The organism is Rhodococcus sp. SORGH_AS_0303 (assembly GCF_030819335.1).
GTDB lineage: Bacteria > Actinomycetota > Actinomycetes > Mycobacteriales > Mycobacteriaceae > Rhodococcoides.
The window spans coordinates 899,284-915,052 of record NZ_JAUTBO010000001.1 but is presented as its reverse complement, the minus strand read 5'-3'; the positions used below and the strand labels follow the sequence as shown (position 1 = coordinate 915,052).

Below are 15,769 nucleotides of genomic sequence, written 5' to 3'. Positions count from 1 at the left end.
CGTGGTTCGGCTGCATCAGAAGAAGCCCTGAGCCTTCGGGGCGTAGCTCACCAGCAGGTTCTTGGTCTGCTGGTAGTGGTCGAGCATCATCTTGTGGTTCTCGCGGCCGATGCCCGACTGCTTGTAGCCACCGAAGGCCGCGTGGGCCGGGTACTGGTGGTACGTGTTGGTCCACACGCGCCCGGCCTGGATGTCGCGGCCGGCGCGGTAGGCGACGCCGCCGTCACGCGACCAGACACCGGCGCCGAGGCCGTAGAGCGTGTCGTTGGCGATCTCGATGGCGTTGGCGTAGTCGGTGAAGGAGGTGACCGAGACCACGGGTCCGAAGATCTCCTCCTGGAAGATGCGCATGTTGTTCTTGCCGGTGAAGATGGTGGGCTGCACGTAGTAGCCGCCGTTGAGGTCGCCGCCGAGCTGCGCGCGCTCGCCGCCGGTGACGATCTTGGCGCCCTCGCCCTTGCCGATCTCGATGTACGACAGGATCTTCTCGAGCTGGTCGTTCGAGGCCTGGGCGCCGATCATCGTCTCGGTGTCCAGCGGATCACCCTGGCGGACGGCCTTGGTGCGGATCGCGGCGAGTGCGAGGAAGTCGTCGTAGATGTCCTGCTGGATCAGCGAACGCGACGGGCAGGTGCAGACCTCGCCCTGGTTGAGGGCGAACATCGTGAAGCCCTCGAGGGCCTTGTCCTGGTAGTCGTCGTTCTGCGACAGCACGTCGGAGAAGAAGATGTTGGGGCTCTTGCCGCCGAGCTCGAGCGTCACCGGGATGAGGTTCTGCGAGGCGTACTGCATGATCAGGCGCCCGGTCGTGGTCTCACCGGTGAACGCGATCTTCTTGATGCGGGGGCTCGACGCGAGCGGCTTGCCGGCCTCGGTGCCGAAGCCGTTGACGATGTTGAGCACGCCCGGGGGCAGCAGGTCACCGATGACGCTGATCAGGTACATGATCGACGCGGGAGTCTGCTCGGCCGGCTTGAGGACGACGGCGTTGCCGGCGGCGAGCGCGGGGGCGAGCTTCCACACGGCCATCAGGATCGGGAAGTTCCACGGGATGATCTGGCCGACGACGCCGAGCGGCTCGTGGAAGTGGTACGCGACGGTGTCACTGTCGATCTCGGACAGCGAACCCTCCTGCGCACGAATGCATCCGGCGAAGTAGCGGAAGTGATCGATCGCGAGCGGGATGTCGGCGTTCAGCGTCTCGCGGATCGGCTTGCCGTTGTCCCACGACTCGGCGAGCGCGATGGAGTCGAGGTTTTCGGCGATGCGGTCGGCGATCTTGTTCAGGATGACGGCGCGCTCGGCGGGCGAGGTCTTGCCCCACGCCGGCGCGGCCTTGTGTGCGGCGTCCAGGGCGAGGTCGATGTCCTCGGCGGTGGAACGCGCGATCTCGCAGAAGTTCTGTCCCGTGACGGGCGTCGGGTTCTCGAAGTACTGACCCTTGACCGGAGCGACCCACTCGTTGCCGATCCAGTTGTCGTAGCGGGCCTCGAAAGACATGGCGGCGTCGGGCGTACCCGGGCGAGCGAAGACAGTCATCGAACATGCTCCTTCATCGGTGATCCACCCCCACGGTCATCGGGGGCTGTGATGCAGGACACTAGAACGACGACGGTTGCATGACCGTTGCAGAGCCGACTCGGTCAGCCCAGCAGGGCGAGGCGAGCCTGGACCTGCCCGTACAGCGCCGAGGACGGGCTGAGCGTGGCGAGGTAGGCCGACCACGCGGCGGCGTCCTCGCGGCCGTGCACCGACGCCGTCCACCGCGCCAGCAGCACCGGGTCACCGGACCGCAGCAGCGCCGCCTGGACGCGCACTCGCAACTCCTCGCGGATCTCCGCGATACCCGGGGCGTACGACGACGGGAGCACCACGCCGGAGTAGAGCCGCAGCGCCGCGTCGATGTCCCCGCGGTCGAGAGCCGCCCGCACGTCCTCGACGTCCGACGACAGTTCCGCCACCAGTCGATAGGGCCGCGAGGCCACACCGTCGGCCCCGAAAACCTTGCGCAGGCGCGACATCTCGGCTCGAACAGTGACCGAGTCCAGCTCGTTCTCGTCGAGCAGCACGGCGAGATGGTCGGAGCTCAGCCCCTCGGGATGCGCCCGCAACAGCAGCAGCATCTCGGCGTGCCGTCCGGACAGGGCGACGCGTTCACCGCCGCGGACCAACGACGGGCGCCCGGCTCCGAGTACCTCCAGCCGGACTCCGGTGTCGAGATCGGGACGCGGGGACTCGAGCAGATGCAATCGCAGTTCGGACTCGGCCGCCGCCACCGTCGCGCGGACCAACGAGAGCACCTCGGGAACCGCGACGCGCGGACCGCCCGTGATGTCGATGGCCCCCAGGATGCGGCCGGTGACGGGGTGGTGGACGGGGGCTGCACTGCAACTCCACTCGTGCACGGGCCGCGAGAAGTGCTCGGCCGCGAAGATCTGCACGCAGTGATCGATGGCCAACGCGGTGCCGGGGGCGTTGGTGCCCATCCGCCCCTCGCTCCAGTCAGCGCCCTCGGTGAAGTTCATGGCGTTCGCGCGATCCTTCGCCGCGGTGTCGCCCTCGACCCACAGCAGCCGGCCCGACGCGTCGGTGATGGCCACGAGAAGACCGGTGTCGGCGGCGTCCTCGACGAGGAGTTTGCGCACCACGGGTCGGATGACGGACATCGGGTGATCGGCGCGGTACTGCGCGAGCGTGACGTCGTCGAGGAGATCGTCCGCACCACGATCGGGGTCGACGCCCATGTCGCGGCTACGCAGCCAGGAGTCGAGAACGACGGACCGCACGGGCGACTGGGGATCGACGGGACGGGCGAGTCCCACGGTCGACAGGCCCGGCCCGACGAAAGTCTCGTGAGCGCGGGAGACGGAGCGCGCGAGCGTGGCGGCGTCGTCCCCGGGCCTCATCGCGACCCACGGATTGACCGTCACCACAGACCCCGCTTCCGTCAACAGCTCGCCCGGCAGATCGGCACACTCGACCGGCCTCCACTGTAACCCAGCTCACAGAGCGGGTGGCGCGGACTACTGGTTGCCGAGACGCGGCACCAGAGCACGGGGGTCGCGGTGCGACACGGCGCCCACCCAGAGCCCGGTGCCGTAGGCGACGTCGTCGATGCGCTTGTACGCCGCGTAGCGCACCGGACCGAGGCCGCCCGGCTCCCGGTGCTCGACCCAGTCCCGCACACCCTCCGCCACCGCGATGGCCAGCGCCAGACGTCGGATGCGCCGGGAGAACAGCACGGCCACCAGCGTGACCGGCCAGTAGTGCCGCACCGCCGCGGAGGCCAACTGCCGAGCGCCCCCGACGGTTCCGCGTGCCGCGAACACCGCGGCGAGGCGAGTGGGGTGATCCAGATCGACGAACAGGCGCCGTAGGCGGACCACCGTGGTGATCAGCGTGACCAGCGCACCGACCATGCCCGCACGCGTCCCCGAGGCGGCCAGCAGCAGTGCGAGCAGGGTCGACCGCGCCATGGCCACGGGCGGCACCTTCCCGTGGTGGCGGGAGGCCAGCTCGGTGGCACCGGTACCGTAGAACAGCTTGCGGCCGAACCACTTTCGCAGAGTGACGCGGTGATCGTGGGCGACGCGGGCCACCGGCTCGTACCGCAGGCGCCATCCCGCGTCCTGCAGTCGCCAGCACAGATCGACGTCCTCGGCCACGTGCATCGCCTCGTCGAAGCCTCCGCAGTCGAGCACGGCCCGTCGCCGGGCGACGACCGCCGCACTGGGGACGTACGACACCGGGCCACCCGCGAACACCGGGGCCTCCCGGCGACCGAGATCGAGGGAGGACCGTGCGCGCTCGTAGCGGGCGAGCGCACTGCCCTCCGGCTCGAGCGCCACGATGCGCGGAGCGACCAGCCCGACGGAGGGGTCGGAGAAATGACTGAGGACGACTTCGAGCCAGCCCTTGCGCGGCACCACGTCGGAGTCGAGGAACGCGACGAAGTCGGTCGTGGCCGCGGCGAGGCCGGCGTTGCGCGCCGCGGACGGTCCCCGCGGGGCGTCGTGCCGCACCACCGCGACCGAGGCACACAGTTCGTCCACGGCGATCTCGGCGTGCCGGACGGGAACGCGGGACCCGTCGTCCACGACGATCACGCGGAGTCCACGCAGCGCGCGCATCAGCCGCAGCAGTCCCTCGTGGTTGTCGCGGACCGGGATCACGACCGTCACGTCCGCGGCGGACGGAGTGCTCATCGGCCGGGGGTTCGCGACACCGGAGTCGAGCAGTCGACGCGCCACCGTGGCGGAGTCGGGATCGGACACCCGCAGGAATCCGTCGCCGATCATCGCGGCCGCGGCGGGTGCCAGCATCACCATCCTGGTGGGCGATCCGCCGAGGAGAACTCGACCGTTCGAGAGAGTCCGCACTCGAGGATCGATACGCACTCCGAATCCATCGGGAAGACGACCGTCGCGCATCGGGTCATCGTAAGGGCCTTTCTCGGTATTTGTCATAAGTCGGGCAGGATCGGCCCGAACACCCGCCGACGCGGGAATCGCGCTGTGGTCCGTTCGAGGGACACCCGCCCCGCGCGCACCGTGCATCGGCGCTGCTCGGCGCGCCGTGACCCCGACCGGTCGGCGCGCCCGGTCTCGACTGTCAAGCGAGACTTGAGGTTCGCTCGGATCGAGCAGCCGCCGACCGAATCGTCCACGGCAGATCGACGTGCACCGGGGAGCCCGCGCCGCGAGTTCGAGCAGGCGAGCCGACTGCCCGGCAGCGCATCGATCGACCGGCGTCCGCCGACGTGAACGTTCACCAACTCTCGTCGCACCGATGCGGCGACACGCGAGCGTCCGACGACTCCCCCGGTTAGAGTCGCCATGTCCCGTCCCGGTTCGCAGAAGGGGTCACGATGCCGCCGCGTCGCCGCTCGGCCCTGCTCGCGAAACTGTCCCGCGACGTCGCGGGTGGTTCACAGGAGGAGATCCTCACCGAACTCCGCCGGGTCATCCTGTCGGGTGACGCCCCGCCGGGAACGCCCATTCCCCTGGGCGACGTCGCCGACGTGTTCGGAGTCAGCCGCATCCCGGTGCGCGAATCGCTGAAGACCCTCATCGGCGAGAATCTGGTGTCGCATCGACCCAACCTCGGATACACGGTCGCGCAGTTGACGTCTCAGGAACTGCGCGAGATGTACATCGTTCGGGAGGTGCTCGAGAACGCCGCCCTCGCGGTGGCGGCCGAGGCCGCCACCGACGGGGAACGGCGCCGTGCCGAACAGATCGAGCGAGACCTCCGATCCTCGATCGCGGACGACGATCCCCAGCGCTACCACCGGTTGAGCCGCGAGTTCCACGTCGCCCTCACCGCGCCGTCCCGGATGTACCGCCTGCTCCACATGCTCGACGTCGCGTGGAACGTCACGGAGCCGGTCCAACCGATGGTGCACGTGAAGGGTGCGGACCGCGCGGCGTTGAACGACGATCACAGCGTCATGGTCCGCGCGTTCGTCGACCGCGACTCGGCGGCACTCCTGGCGGCGGCAGGGCACCACAACGAGCGGCTGAACGACGTCATCGCGACGCTTCCGGCGGGTTCCGGCCTGCTCTCCTGAGCCGGAACCGGACAGACCGGACCCGGAAACCTGCCGGTAAAGAGATATATCGGTTTCGTCACGACACGGAAATACAACGGGCTCAGACTTCTCCGCAGCACCGACCACGGTCCGCACCAGCGACGGAGACACGATGACCGACACCATTCCGCACACCGGCCCGTTCGACCCGCCTCCCGGGTCCCGCTCCGGTGTGAACGATCTGATCGAGGCACACGGGTGCGCCGGAGGCAGGTCGACAGCAGAGGGACATCCGGTGGGGGGTGGAGTGATCAAGGAGGGGTACGACCCCCGGCTCACCAACGAGGACCTCGCACCGCTGCGGAAGCAGACCTGGTCGTCGTACAACATCTTCGCGTTCTGGATGTCCGACGTGCACTCCGTGGGCGGATACGTCACCGCGGGCAGCCTTTTCGCGCTGGGACTGGCCAGTTGGCAGGTGCTCGTCTGTCTCCTCGTCGGCATCTCGATCGTCTACGTCTTCTGCAACCTGGTGGCCAAGCCCAGTCAGGTCGCAGGGGTCCCGTACCCGGTGATCTGTCGATCTGTCTTCGGCGTCCTCGGGGCCAACGTTCCCGCCATCATCCGAGGACTGATCGCGGTGGCGTGGTACGGGATCCAGACCTTCCTGGCCTCCGCCGCGCTCGACATCGTGTTGATCAAGCTGTTCCCGGCGCTCGGTCCGTGGGCGGACCGAGACCTCCACGGCTTCGCGGGACTGTCCACTCTGGGGTGGGGCAGCTTCATGCTCCTGTGGGTCCTGCAGGCGGCGGTCTTCTGGCGCGGCATGGAGTCCATCCGCAAGTTCATCGACTTCTGCGGCCCGGCCGTCTACGTCGTCATGTTCCTGTTGTGCGGCTACCTGATTCACGAAGCCGGCTGGAGCGCCATCGACCTGAACCTCGGCGACGTCACCTACACGGGGTTCGCCGCGGTGCCCGTCATGCTCGGCGCGATCGCGCTCGTCGTCTCCTACTTCTCGGGTCCGATGCTCAACTTCGGCGACTTCTCGCGCTACGGAAAGAGCTACGCCGCCGTGAAGCGCGGCAACTTCCTGGGCCTGCCCGTCAACTTCCTGCTCTTCTCGATCCTCGTCGTCGTCACCGCGTCCCTCACCGTCCCCGTCTTCGGCGAGCTCATCACCGACCCCGTCACGACGGTGGCGCGCATCGACAGCACCTTCGCGATCGTGTTGGGCGCGTTGACCTTCACGATCGCCACGATCGGTATCAACATCGTCGCGAACTTCATCTCGCCGGCCTTCGACTTCTCCAACGTCAGCCCGCAGAAGATCAGCTGGCGCGCCGGCGGCATGATCGCCGCCGTCGGCTCCGTGCTCATCACGCCGTGGAACCTCTACAACAATCCCGACGTCATCCACTACACGCTCGAGACCCTGGGAGCGTTCATCGGACCGCTGTTCGGCATCCTCATCGCGGACTACTACCTCATCCGCAAGCAGAAGGTCATCGTCGACGACCTGTTCACCATGGACGAGAGCGGCACGTACCACTACGCCAAGGGCTACAACCCGGCCGCGCTGATCGCCACCGCCGTCGGTGCCGTCTTCGCGATGTTCCCCGTGCTCACGGGCGGCACCCTCACCGGAATGCACACCGCGGCGCAGTACAGCTGGTTCATCGGCTGCGGCATCGGCTTCGCCCTCTACTGGGTGCTGGCGACGAAGACCTCGCTACGGGTGCGGAACGTCCCCGCCTGACCGCGGATCCGGCGCCAGTCCCGGCATGAGCGAGCGCAGGAACAGCTCCTCGTAGTCGGGGCCGGCGTCGGTGCGGGCGTCGCCGAGACGGACCACCTCGGCGTGCAGTCGCTCCATCGTGATGTCGAGCGTGCCCGCGGCCATCGCCGCCTCGCGCAACTCGTCCCGCAGGCGCTGCGGCACCTCACCGTCGTACTTGTAGAAGATCTTGTGTTCGAGACTCGCCCAGAAGTCCATCGCGATGGTCCGGATCTGCAGCTCCACGAAGACGTGCTCCGTGCGATCGGACAGGAACACCGGAATCTCGATGGTGAGGTGGAGACTGCGGTACCCGTTGGGCTTCGGATTCGCGATGTAGTCCTCGAACTCGAGCACTCGGATGTCGCTCTGCGACGCCAGCATCTCCTTCACCGCATAGGTGTCGGCGATGAAACTACAGGTGATCCGGACGCCGGCGATGTCGAACAGACCGGCGCGGATCGCCTGGAACGTCAACGGAATCCCCTTGCGCACGGCCTTCTCGGCGATGCTGCGCGGCGTCTTCAGCCGCGACACCACGTGCTCGATGGGGCTGTAGGAATGCAGGTGCGTGAACTCGTCCTTCAGGATGTCGATCTTGGTGGTGAGCTCCTGCATGCCGAAGCGGTAGGACATCATGAAGCGGGTGAACTCGTCGCGCGCCGCGGTGAGGTCGAACACCACCGGCTCGTCCACGCTCATCGCGCGTCCTTCCGGAGAACCTTCTGCATCCGGAGGGACGCGGTGTCGTACCCCAGCGACTCGTACAGCCGACGCGCCGCCGTGTTGAAGCCGAAGACGTTGAGCCCGAGCACCGTTCCGCCGTTCTCCCGTACCGCGTCCTCCGCCAGGAGCATCGCCGCCCGGCCGAGACCGCGACCCCGGTACCGCTCGTCGATGGCGACGTCCCAGACCCACCAGTCGGTCGTGGTCGCGATCGACTGGGGCCCGATCCACAGTGAGCCCACCACGGTCTCGCCGTCCAGCACGTCGTACACCTGATGATGCGGAGCCGGACGACCGTCGGGGAAGTAAGCGGAGAAACTCTGCTCGGCGTTGTCGGTCGCCTGTTCGAGGGTGTCACCCGCCCGGACGCGATCCGCGCGGTAGTCACCGCGGCTGCGCTCGACCCATTCGGGAAGTCGATCGTCGGGCATGGTCCTCAGCACCACTCGGGCCTGCGTGGAGTCTCCGTCGGCTGCGCTCACCCCTCCAGTGTCCCGGGTGCCGCACAGAGGTGGTTGAGCGTTCTACTTTCGGGTACCGCATCCTGGTGAGTGTCGTGTCCCGCCGTCCGATCCGGCATGCCGGTGGCCAGGGGGCGAGGTCCCTCGTCGACGTCGCCGACCGCGCGGGCGGATCGGTCACAGGTCCCGCCGAGCCGGTCACGGTGGACGATCTCTGTGACGATTCGCGTGCGGTGCGGCCCGGCGATCTGTATGTCGCGCTCCCCGGAACACGCTGGCACGGTCTCGATTTCGAGGAGGACGCCCAGCGCGCCGGCGCGGTGGCCGTGCTCAGCGATCGGCCCGGCACCCGGTTGCCGAGCATCGTGGTCGCGGATCCGCGGGTCGTCGTCGGTCCGCTGGCCGCATGGTTCCACAGGAGCCCGTCCTCGTCGATGGCCGTGTTCGGAGCGACGGGCACCAACGGCAAGACCAGCACGACGCACTTCCACCACGCCGGCCTGCGCGCCGCGGGTCATCGTGCGGGGATGATCTCCGGGGTCGCGGTCAGCGGCGCCGGCAGCGACGAGGCCCCGGTGCGCACCACTCCCGAGGCGACGGTGCTCCAACGCACGCTGTCGACGTTCGTCCACAACGGATGCACGGCCGCCGCCCTCGAGGTGTCCTCGCACGCCATCGCCCAGCACCGCGTCGACGGGGTGGAGTTCGCCGTCACCGCCTTCACCAATCTCGGCCGGGACCACCTCGACTTCCACGGCTCGATGGAGGAGTACTACCGGACCAAGGCCTCACTGTTCACCCCTGACCGCACCGGACGGGCCGTCGTCATGATCGACGACGAGTACGGGCGGCGGCTCGTGTCGGAGTGCGCGGTGCCGACGGTGACGTGCTCGGTGTCCGATCCTTCGGCGGACTTCCGCGCCGATCGCATCGACTGCACGACGCATCGCACCCGATTCCTCGCCCGGACCCCGGTGGGCGACATCCCGCTCTCACTGCAGGTTCTCGGCCCCCACCAGGTGGCGAACGCTCTGGTCGCACTCGCCTCCCTCGTCTCCGGTGGGGTGGACGCGGAGCGTGCGGCCGCCGGCATCTCGGCGCTGCACAGCATTCCGGGCCGGTGCGAGACCGTGTCGGCCGGCCAGGACTTCACCGCCCTCGTCGACTACATGCACAACGTGTCCGGCCAGCGCGCGATCCTGCCGTACCTGCGGCGCATCACCCCGGGGCGCCTGATCCTGGTCATCGGGGCGACCGGTGACCGTGACGTGGGCAAGCGCGTCGAGCTGGGCGCGGTCGCCGCGGCCTACGCGGACGACATCGTCGTCACGGACGAGAGTGCCAACGGCGAGGATCCGCACTCGATTCGCGCCGACGTCGTCCGCGGCGCCCGGTCCGGTGATCGGGGCGTCCGCGTGGTGGAGATCGCGGACCGGCGCGCAGCATTCCACCACGCCGTGGCGGACGCGGCGGCCGGGGACACCGTCGTCGTGGCGGGGCGAGGCAGCGACACCTGGCAGCACTTCGGCAGCCAAACCGTGTACTTCGACGATCATGCCGAACTGCACGACGCGATCGTCGCCCGATGACTCCCGCGGATCAGCTCGCCGGCGTCTCCCGCTCGAACCGGTCGTCGATGCGCGCCGCCTTGTAGTAGACGATCGAGCCGATCCAGACCACCACGAACACGACCACCACGATCTGGCCCGCCAGGGTGAGATCCACTGCGGCCACCGCGTCCCAGATGCCGCCGGACAGTCCGAGTTCCTCACCGAGCAACGACAGGATCTGCACGGTGCCCACCACGAGGGCGAGGAAGATCGACAGGCCCGTCATCGTGATGTTGTAGTAGATCTTCCGGACCGGCGTGACGAAGGCCCAGCCGTACGCCTTGGACATGAAGACGCCGTCGAGCGTGTCCATCGTCGACATGCCGGCCGCGAACAGCACCGGCAGCGCGATGATGGCCATCGGCGGCAGGCCACCGGCGATGGCGCTGGTGCCCGCCACGGCGAGCAGACCGACCTGCGTGGCGGTGTCGAACCCCAGGCCGAAGAGCAGCCCCAGCGGATACATCTGCCACGAGTGGCTGATCATCCGGTCGTAGCGGCCGCGGAAGATCCGATTGAGCAGTCCTCTGCGTGCGAGGAGATCGTCGAGCGTCTCGTCGGAGAACTGTCCGCGCCGCGCGGCACGCCACATGCGCACGATGCCGACGAGGACGACCAGGTTCAGAGCCGCGATGAGGTAGAGGAACGTGCCGGAGACGAGGGTGCCGATGATGCCGCCGGTGTCCGCGAAGGCGTCCCGGAAGTCCGTCGCGCGCGATGCGGCGAACGCGATCGCGGCGACGAACGCGAACACGACCGTCGAGTGCCCGAGCGAGAAGAACAGTCCGACCGCCAGGGGCCGCCTGCCCTTCTGCAGCAGCAGTCGGGTGGTGTCGTCGATGGCCGCGATGTGGTCGGCGTCGAAGGCGTGCCGCATGCCCAACGTGTAGGCCAACACCCCGGCGCCCGCGTAGACGAGAGTGCCGTCCGCGCCGGTGAGGCCGTGGATCGCCGGGATCGAGTCGTAGTGCAGGAACAGGCCCCACCCGACGACGTGCAGCGCCACGAGCACTGCTGCCAGGCCCAGGAGCCGGGGGATCTCGTCGCGCGTGAAACGCGCACGTCCGGTCACGGTGTCGGCAGACGTCATGGGACACCAATATTCCTCATGGAACCCGTCCGCGCAGTGCTGGGTCAGACGCGCGCGGGTGAGCGGAGCACCGTCGTCGTGACGGCACCCGACGCCAGCGCCACGACGACCGCTCCGTAGACCGTCGCGGTGACGAGGAGACCGGCCGAGTGGATCGCCACACCCGCGACGATGGCCGGCACGCTGAAGGCGAGGTAACTCAGCACGAGCGTCGTGGCGAAGACACTGCCGCGATGCTCCGGCGGTGCGAGAGCGCCGATGATGCTCATCGCGCCGAGGAACGTCGCGCCCCAGCCGAACCCGGACACCGCGGTCCCGACGAAGTACAGCGGCGCCGACGCGATGTGCAGCCCGACGAGATTCACCACGATGCCCGCAGCGAGAGTGAGTGCACCGGCGGTCATGGCCGTGCGCGGGAGAAGAGTACGAGCGGACGCGGCACCGATCGCTCCGGCCGTGAACATCGTGAAGATGTCCAGCCCGCCCACGACGGCGCCGCGGAGATCGAAGACCGTGCCCATGATGGACGGCCCCAGCGACAGGTGGAACCCGCCCAGCGACCACGTCGCGACGAGCGCGGGGACGACCGGCCAGAAGTGGGCACGGATCGACACGGGCAGCCCGAGGGTCGGCGTCAGCACCCGCACGACGTGTCGACGGTCGTCGAAGCCTGCCCGGACCGCGGATTCCGGCACTGCCACGACGAGCGCCGTGAGGACGACCAGCGCGACGATCATCACGACGTACACGAGCGTGGTGGGGAACGGCGCGAACTGCACCAGCAGTCCGGCCGCGATACCGCCTGCTCCCAGCCCGAAGGCCGGTGCGACCGAGCTCACCAGGGGGCCGAGACGGTCGGTCGGCTGCAGATCGATGATCGCGGCGGTCAGGGCACCCATGGCCGCGCCGGCCGCCAGACCCTGCACGACGCGCGCGGCGATGAGCCAGCCGACCCCGTCGGCGAACACGAAGACGACCTGGCTGGCGATCAGCACGAGCAGCGACGTCACGATCACGGGCTTACGGCCGAGGTGGTCGGACAGCGACCCGACGGTCAACAGGGCGGCGAGTAGTGCGAAGACGTACACGGCGAAGACGATGGTCAGCGTCGACGCGCCGAATCCCCATCGGGACTGGTACACGGGGTACAGCGGGGACGGCGCCGCCGACGATCCCATGACGGTGAAGAACACGAGGGCCACCACCCAGAACGAGCGAACGGGGGTCATCCAGGACTGGGGTCGCACCTCGGTCGTCGTCACCGTGGGTCCAACTCCCCCCGCCGACTCCTCATTCCCGCACGGTGACGGCGTCAGAGCGTCGCGGGCACCGCGAGCGACCGACCGGCCGCGAAGCGCAACGCACTGTCGGGGAGGGAACCGTCGCGCCCCGACAGGGTCACCGACACGCTCCCGTGTCCCTCACGCGGCGACGACACCTCGTCGAGGCGGCGCAGAGTCTGGGCCGCGACGGCCTCGGCGCTGTCGAACATCCGCACACCCGGCGGCAGCGCTGCCATGATCTCGTCCGCCACCAGCGGATAATGGGTGCACCCCAGGACGATGCCCTGCACGTCGTCCGGCGTCCGCGCCGCTGCCGACGCGATGGCCGCGCTGACGGCCGCGAGATCACCACGGTCGATGGCATCGGCGAGCCCGTGGCACGCGACGGCCGACACCGTGCGACCCGACGCGAACTCCGCGATCAAGCGCGCCTGATACGACGACGCGGTGGTCGCCGCCGTCGCCCACACCGTGATCGAGTCACACTGCAGTGCAGCGGGTTTGATGGCCGGAACCGTCCCGACCACGGGGGTTGACCCCAGGGCCGCGCGGGTCGCGTCGAGCGCGATGACGCTGGCGGTGTTGCACGGCAGCACCACCACCTCGGCTCCACCGTCGACGGCGCGCCGCGCCGTCTCCACGACGTGCGCCTCCGTCCACGCGGTGGGCTTGGGTCCCCACGGCGCGTTGTCCGGGTCGAGGTACAGATGAAGGTCGAGCGACGGGCGCAGTCGACGCAGGCGGGCTGCCGTGGGCAACGACCCCAGGCCCGAGTCGATCAGCGCGACGTTCACGGTGACAATCTACCGCCCCGGTGCCGGCCGACCTCCGGACGTCGGCGCGCGGCCACGATGGATGCGGGAAGGCCGGAGGCCGGTCGGAATGTGACAGAGCGCAGACTGAGCGGATGACCGCTCCGCTCGAGCCCGATGAGGCCGACCTCATCGCCGCGGCGGTGCTCGCGGTCCCCGGTGTGGCCGGCCTGCACTCCGGCCTCTTCGGTGAGGCCGTGACGCTGCTGCCGGGTCGACGCATCGAGGGCGTGGTGGTGGGGCACGAGTCCTGCGCCGTGCACATCACGGTCCGCTGTCCGGGAGATCCCGACTCCGTCGTCCACGCCGTCCAGGAGACGCTCGCGCGTGTCGTCCGGATTCCCGTTGTGGTCACGGTGGAGGATTTCGCCGTCGAGTGAGTCGGCGTCACAACGCTTTTCGGCACGGTTGCCGTCGCGACCCGAGAGGACGAGGGTTGCGCGCGCGCCGACGCGGGATCGGCGCGGAAACGGAACTCACATGATACGCACGATCCTTCGCCGCACTGTCGGCACGACCCTCACCGCCCTCGTGGCACTCACGCTCGGAGCGTCCCCTGCATCGGCCGCTCCGGGCGGTGCTCCGCCCATCGCGCAGGTGCGCACTCTCTCCGCCGGCGCCACGGTCACCGTGGTCGGCACGGTCACCACACCGCCCGGCGCCTTCGCATCGAGCTTCCTCGACGTCGGATTCGGGATCCAGGACCGCACCGCCGGCATCTACATCAGCGCCTCGGCTCCCACCGACGTCGTGCCGGGTACATCGGTGCGTGTCACGGGGTCGCTCGCGGACCAGTCCGGACTTCTGGTGGTGCGACCGACGAGCATCGTGTCGCTGGGACCGGTCGATGCGGTGGCACCCAGACCGGTGGTGGTCCGCGTGGTCGGCGAGTCCACCGAGGCGTCGCTGGTGACGGTCGTCGGACGCGTCACGAGCGCCGTGGTGGACGATCTGCCGTACGGATACAAGTTCACGATCGCGGACCGGACCGGGGAGACCACCGTCTTCGTCAACACGCAGACGGGCATCGACGTGAGCGCGATCCGCGCGGGGCAGACACTGCGCGTCACCGGCATGAGCAGCCAGTACGAGGACCACTACGAGATCGATCCGCGCTCTCCCGCGGACGTCGTCGTGCTGCCCTGACCCCACACACGCCGAACGGCGCCCACCCCGCAGGGTGAGCGCCGTTCGGTGTGAGGCGGTCTTACTTGTTGATCTTCGTGACGCGACCGGCGCCGACGGTGCGGCCACCCTCGCGGATCGCGAAGCGCAGGCCCTCGTCCATGGCGACCGGCTGGATCAGCACGACGGACATCTCGGTGTTGTCACCGGGCATGACCATCTCGGTGCCCTCGGGGAGGGTCACGACGCCCGTCACGTCCGTGGTACGGAAGTAGAACTGCGGGCGGTAGTTGTTGAAGAACGGGGTGTGGCGACCGCCCTCGTCCTTCGACAGGATGTATGCCTGGCCCTCGAACTCCGTGTGGGGAGTGGTGGTGCCGGGCTTGACGACGACCTGTCCACGCTCGACATCTTCGCGCTTGATGCCGCGGACGAGGAGGCCGACGTTGTCGCCCGCCTGGCCCGAGTCGAGCAGCTTGCGGAACATCTCGATGCCGGTGACCGTGGTCTTGGTCGACTTCTCCTTGATGCCGACGATCTCGACATCCTCGTTGACGTTGACCGAGCCACGCTCGATACGGCCGGTGACGACGGTGCCGCGACCGGTGATGGTGAAGACGTCCTCGACGGGCATGAGGAAGGGCTTCTCGGTCTCACGGACGGGGTCCGGAACCGAGTCGTCCACTGCCTGCATGAGCTCGAGAACCGACTCGGCCCACTTCTCGTCGCCCTCGAGGGCCTTGAGAGCGGAGACCTTGACGACGGGAGCGTCCTCGTCGAACTCCTGTGCGGCGAGGAGCTCGCGCACCTCCATCTCGACGAGCTCGATGATCTCGTCGTCGTCCACCATGTCGGCCTTGTTCAGCGCGACGAGGATGTACGGCACGCCGACCTGGCGAGCGAGCAGGACATGCTCGCGCGTCTGGGGCATGGGGCCGTCGGTCGCTGCGACGACGAGGATCGCGCCGTCCATCTGTGCCGCGCCGGTGATCATGTTCTTGATGTAGTCGGCGTGGCCGGGAGCGTCGACGTGTGCGTAGTGACGCTTCTCGGTCTGGTACTCGACGTGGGAGATGTTGATCGTGATACCACGAGCCTTCTCCTCCGGAGCCTTGTCGATCTGGTCGAAGGCCGACGCCTCGTTCAGGTCCGGGAACTTGTCGTGCAGAACCTTGGTGATTGCAGCCGTCAGCGTCGTCTTACCGTGGTCAACGTGACCGATGGTGCCGATGTTGACGTGCGGCTTGGTCCGATCGAACTTCGCCTTGGCCACTGTGTCCTCCTGGACTGTTATTGCCTGCGTTATGCAGCATTACGGATGTACTTACGGGTGGTGCGGTGTGACGGTGGTACCG

General features: G+C 68.4%; 14 protein-coding genes. 5 read left to right on the top strand and 9 right to left on the bottom strand.

Going from position 1 to position 15,769, the window contains the following annotated elements:
* Window positions 1-15 precede the first annotated feature (15 nt).
* The 3 genes from adh to mftF form a co-directional block, all read right to left on the bottom strand.
* Complete coding sequence (gene adh, locus QE449_RS04445; protein ID WP_027504630.1) at window positions 16-1,539, bottom strand: aldehyde dehydrogenase; 1,524 nt, start codon at window positions 1,537-1,539, stop codon at window positions 16-18.
* 104 nt (window positions 1,540-1,643) lie between these two features.
* Window positions 1,644-2,906, bottom strand: a complete 1,263-nt coding sequence (locus tag QE449_RS04440) for a transcriptional regulator (protein WP_222639572.1) — start codon at window positions 2,904-2,906, stop codon at window positions 1,644-1,646.
* A gap of 117 nt (window positions 2,907-3,023) precedes the next feature.
* Window positions 3,024-4,430, bottom strand: coding sequence for a mycofactocin biosynthesis glycosyltransferase MftF (mftF, locus tag QE449_RS04435; RefSeq protein ID WP_307108286.1), 1,407 nt, complete (start codon window positions 4,428-4,430; stop codon window positions 3,024-3,026).
* A gap of 437 nt (window positions 4,431-4,867) precedes the next feature.
* Here mftF and QE449_RS04430 point away from each other — a divergent pair, with 437 nt between their 5' ends.
* The gene (locus QE449_RS04430; RefSeq protein ID WP_056441789.1) at window positions 4,868-5,569 is read left to right on the top strand and encodes a GntR family transcriptional regulator; all 702 of its coding nucleotides are present in this window, start codon (window positions 4,868-4,870) and stop codon (window positions 5,567-5,569) included.
* 133 nt (window positions 5,570-5,702) lie between these two features.
* A complete protein-coding gene (locus QE449_RS04425; protein ID WP_307108285.1) occupies window positions 5,703-7,289 on the top strand; it encodes an NCS1 family nucleobase:cation symporter-1 in 1,587 nt (528 codons plus the stop codon).
* On the opposite strand, the gene QE449_RS04420 is transcribed toward QE449_RS04425, so the two are convergent.
* Both QE449_RS04420 and QE449_RS04415 read right to left on the bottom strand, forming a co-directional pair.
* Window positions 7,263-8,009, bottom strand: coding sequence for a GTP pyrophosphokinase family protein (locus QE449_RS04420; protein ID WP_081821128.1), 747 nt, complete (start codon window positions 8,007-8,009; stop codon window positions 7,263-7,265). The genes QE449_RS04425 and QE449_RS04420 overlap by 27 nt on opposite strands.
* Window positions 8,006-8,515 carry a GNAT family N-acetyltransferase gene (locus QE449_RS04415; protein ID WP_197027738.1) on the bottom strand — a complete coding sequence of 170 codons (510 nt, stop codon included), beginning with the start codon at window positions 8,513-8,515 and terminating at the stop codon, window positions 8,006-8,008. Before QE449_RS04415 ends, QE449_RS04420 begins: the two co-directional genes overlap by 4 nt.
* Before the next feature lie 65 nt (window positions 8,516-8,580).
* Between QE449_RS04415 and QE449_RS04410 the strand changes: the two genes are divergently transcribed.
* On the top strand, window positions 8,581-10,083 hold the full coding sequence (locus QE449_RS04410; RefSeq protein ID WP_307108284.1) for a UDP-N-acetylmuramoyl-L-alanyl-D-glutamate--2,6-diaminopimelate ligase: 1,503 nt from the start codon (window positions 8,581-8,583) through the stop codon (window positions 10,081-10,083).
* A gap of 10 nt (window positions 10,084-10,093) precedes the next feature.
* Here the strand turns inward: QE449_RS04410 and QE449_RS04405 are convergent, their stop codons facing one another.
* The 3 genes from QE449_RS04405 to QE449_RS04395 are packed head-to-tail and all read right to left on the bottom strand — an operon-like array spanning window position 10,094 to window position 13,271.
* The gene (locus tag QE449_RS04405) at window positions 10,094-11,194 is read right to left on the bottom strand and encodes a HoxN/HupN/NixA family nickel/cobalt transporter (RefSeq protein ID WP_056441783.1); all 1,101 of its coding nucleotides are present in this window, start codon (window positions 11,192-11,194) and stop codon (window positions 10,094-10,096) included.
* A gap of 44 nt (window positions 11,195-11,238) precedes the next feature.
* Entirely contained in the window at window positions 11,239-12,456 is a 1,218-nt protein-coding gene (locus QE449_RS04400; protein WP_027504621.1) for an MFS transporter, read from the bottom strand.
* 50 nt (window positions 12,457-12,506) lie between these two features.
* The gene (locus tag QE449_RS04395) at window positions 12,507-13,271 is read right to left on the bottom strand and encodes a glutamate racemase (RefSeq protein WP_027504620.1); all 765 of its coding nucleotides are present in this window, start codon (window positions 13,269-13,271) and stop codon (window positions 12,507-12,509) included.
* Between the two features lie 113 nt (window positions 13,272-13,384).
* Between QE449_RS04395 and QE449_RS04390 the strand changes: the two genes are divergently transcribed.
* Window positions 13,385-13,669, top strand: a complete 285-nt coding sequence (locus tag QE449_RS04390; protein WP_027504619.1) for a hypothetical protein — start codon at window positions 13,385-13,387, stop codon at window positions 13,667-13,669.
* A gap of 100 nt (window positions 13,670-13,769) precedes the next feature.
* Window positions 13,770-14,435 carry a hypothetical protein gene (locus QE449_RS04385; RefSeq protein WP_307108283.1) on the top strand — a complete coding sequence of 222 codons (666 nt, stop codon included), beginning with the start codon at window positions 13,770-13,772 and terminating at the stop codon, window positions 14,433-14,435.
* A 61-nt stretch (window positions 14,436-14,496) separates the two neighbouring features.
* On the opposite strand, the gene tuf is transcribed toward QE449_RS04385, so the two are convergent.
* Window positions 14,497-15,687, bottom strand: coding sequence for an elongation factor Tu (gene tuf, locus QE449_RS04380; protein ID WP_027504617.1), 1,191 nt, complete (start codon window positions 15,685-15,687; stop codon window positions 14,497-14,499).
* Window positions 15,688-15,769 lie beyond the last annotated feature (82 nt).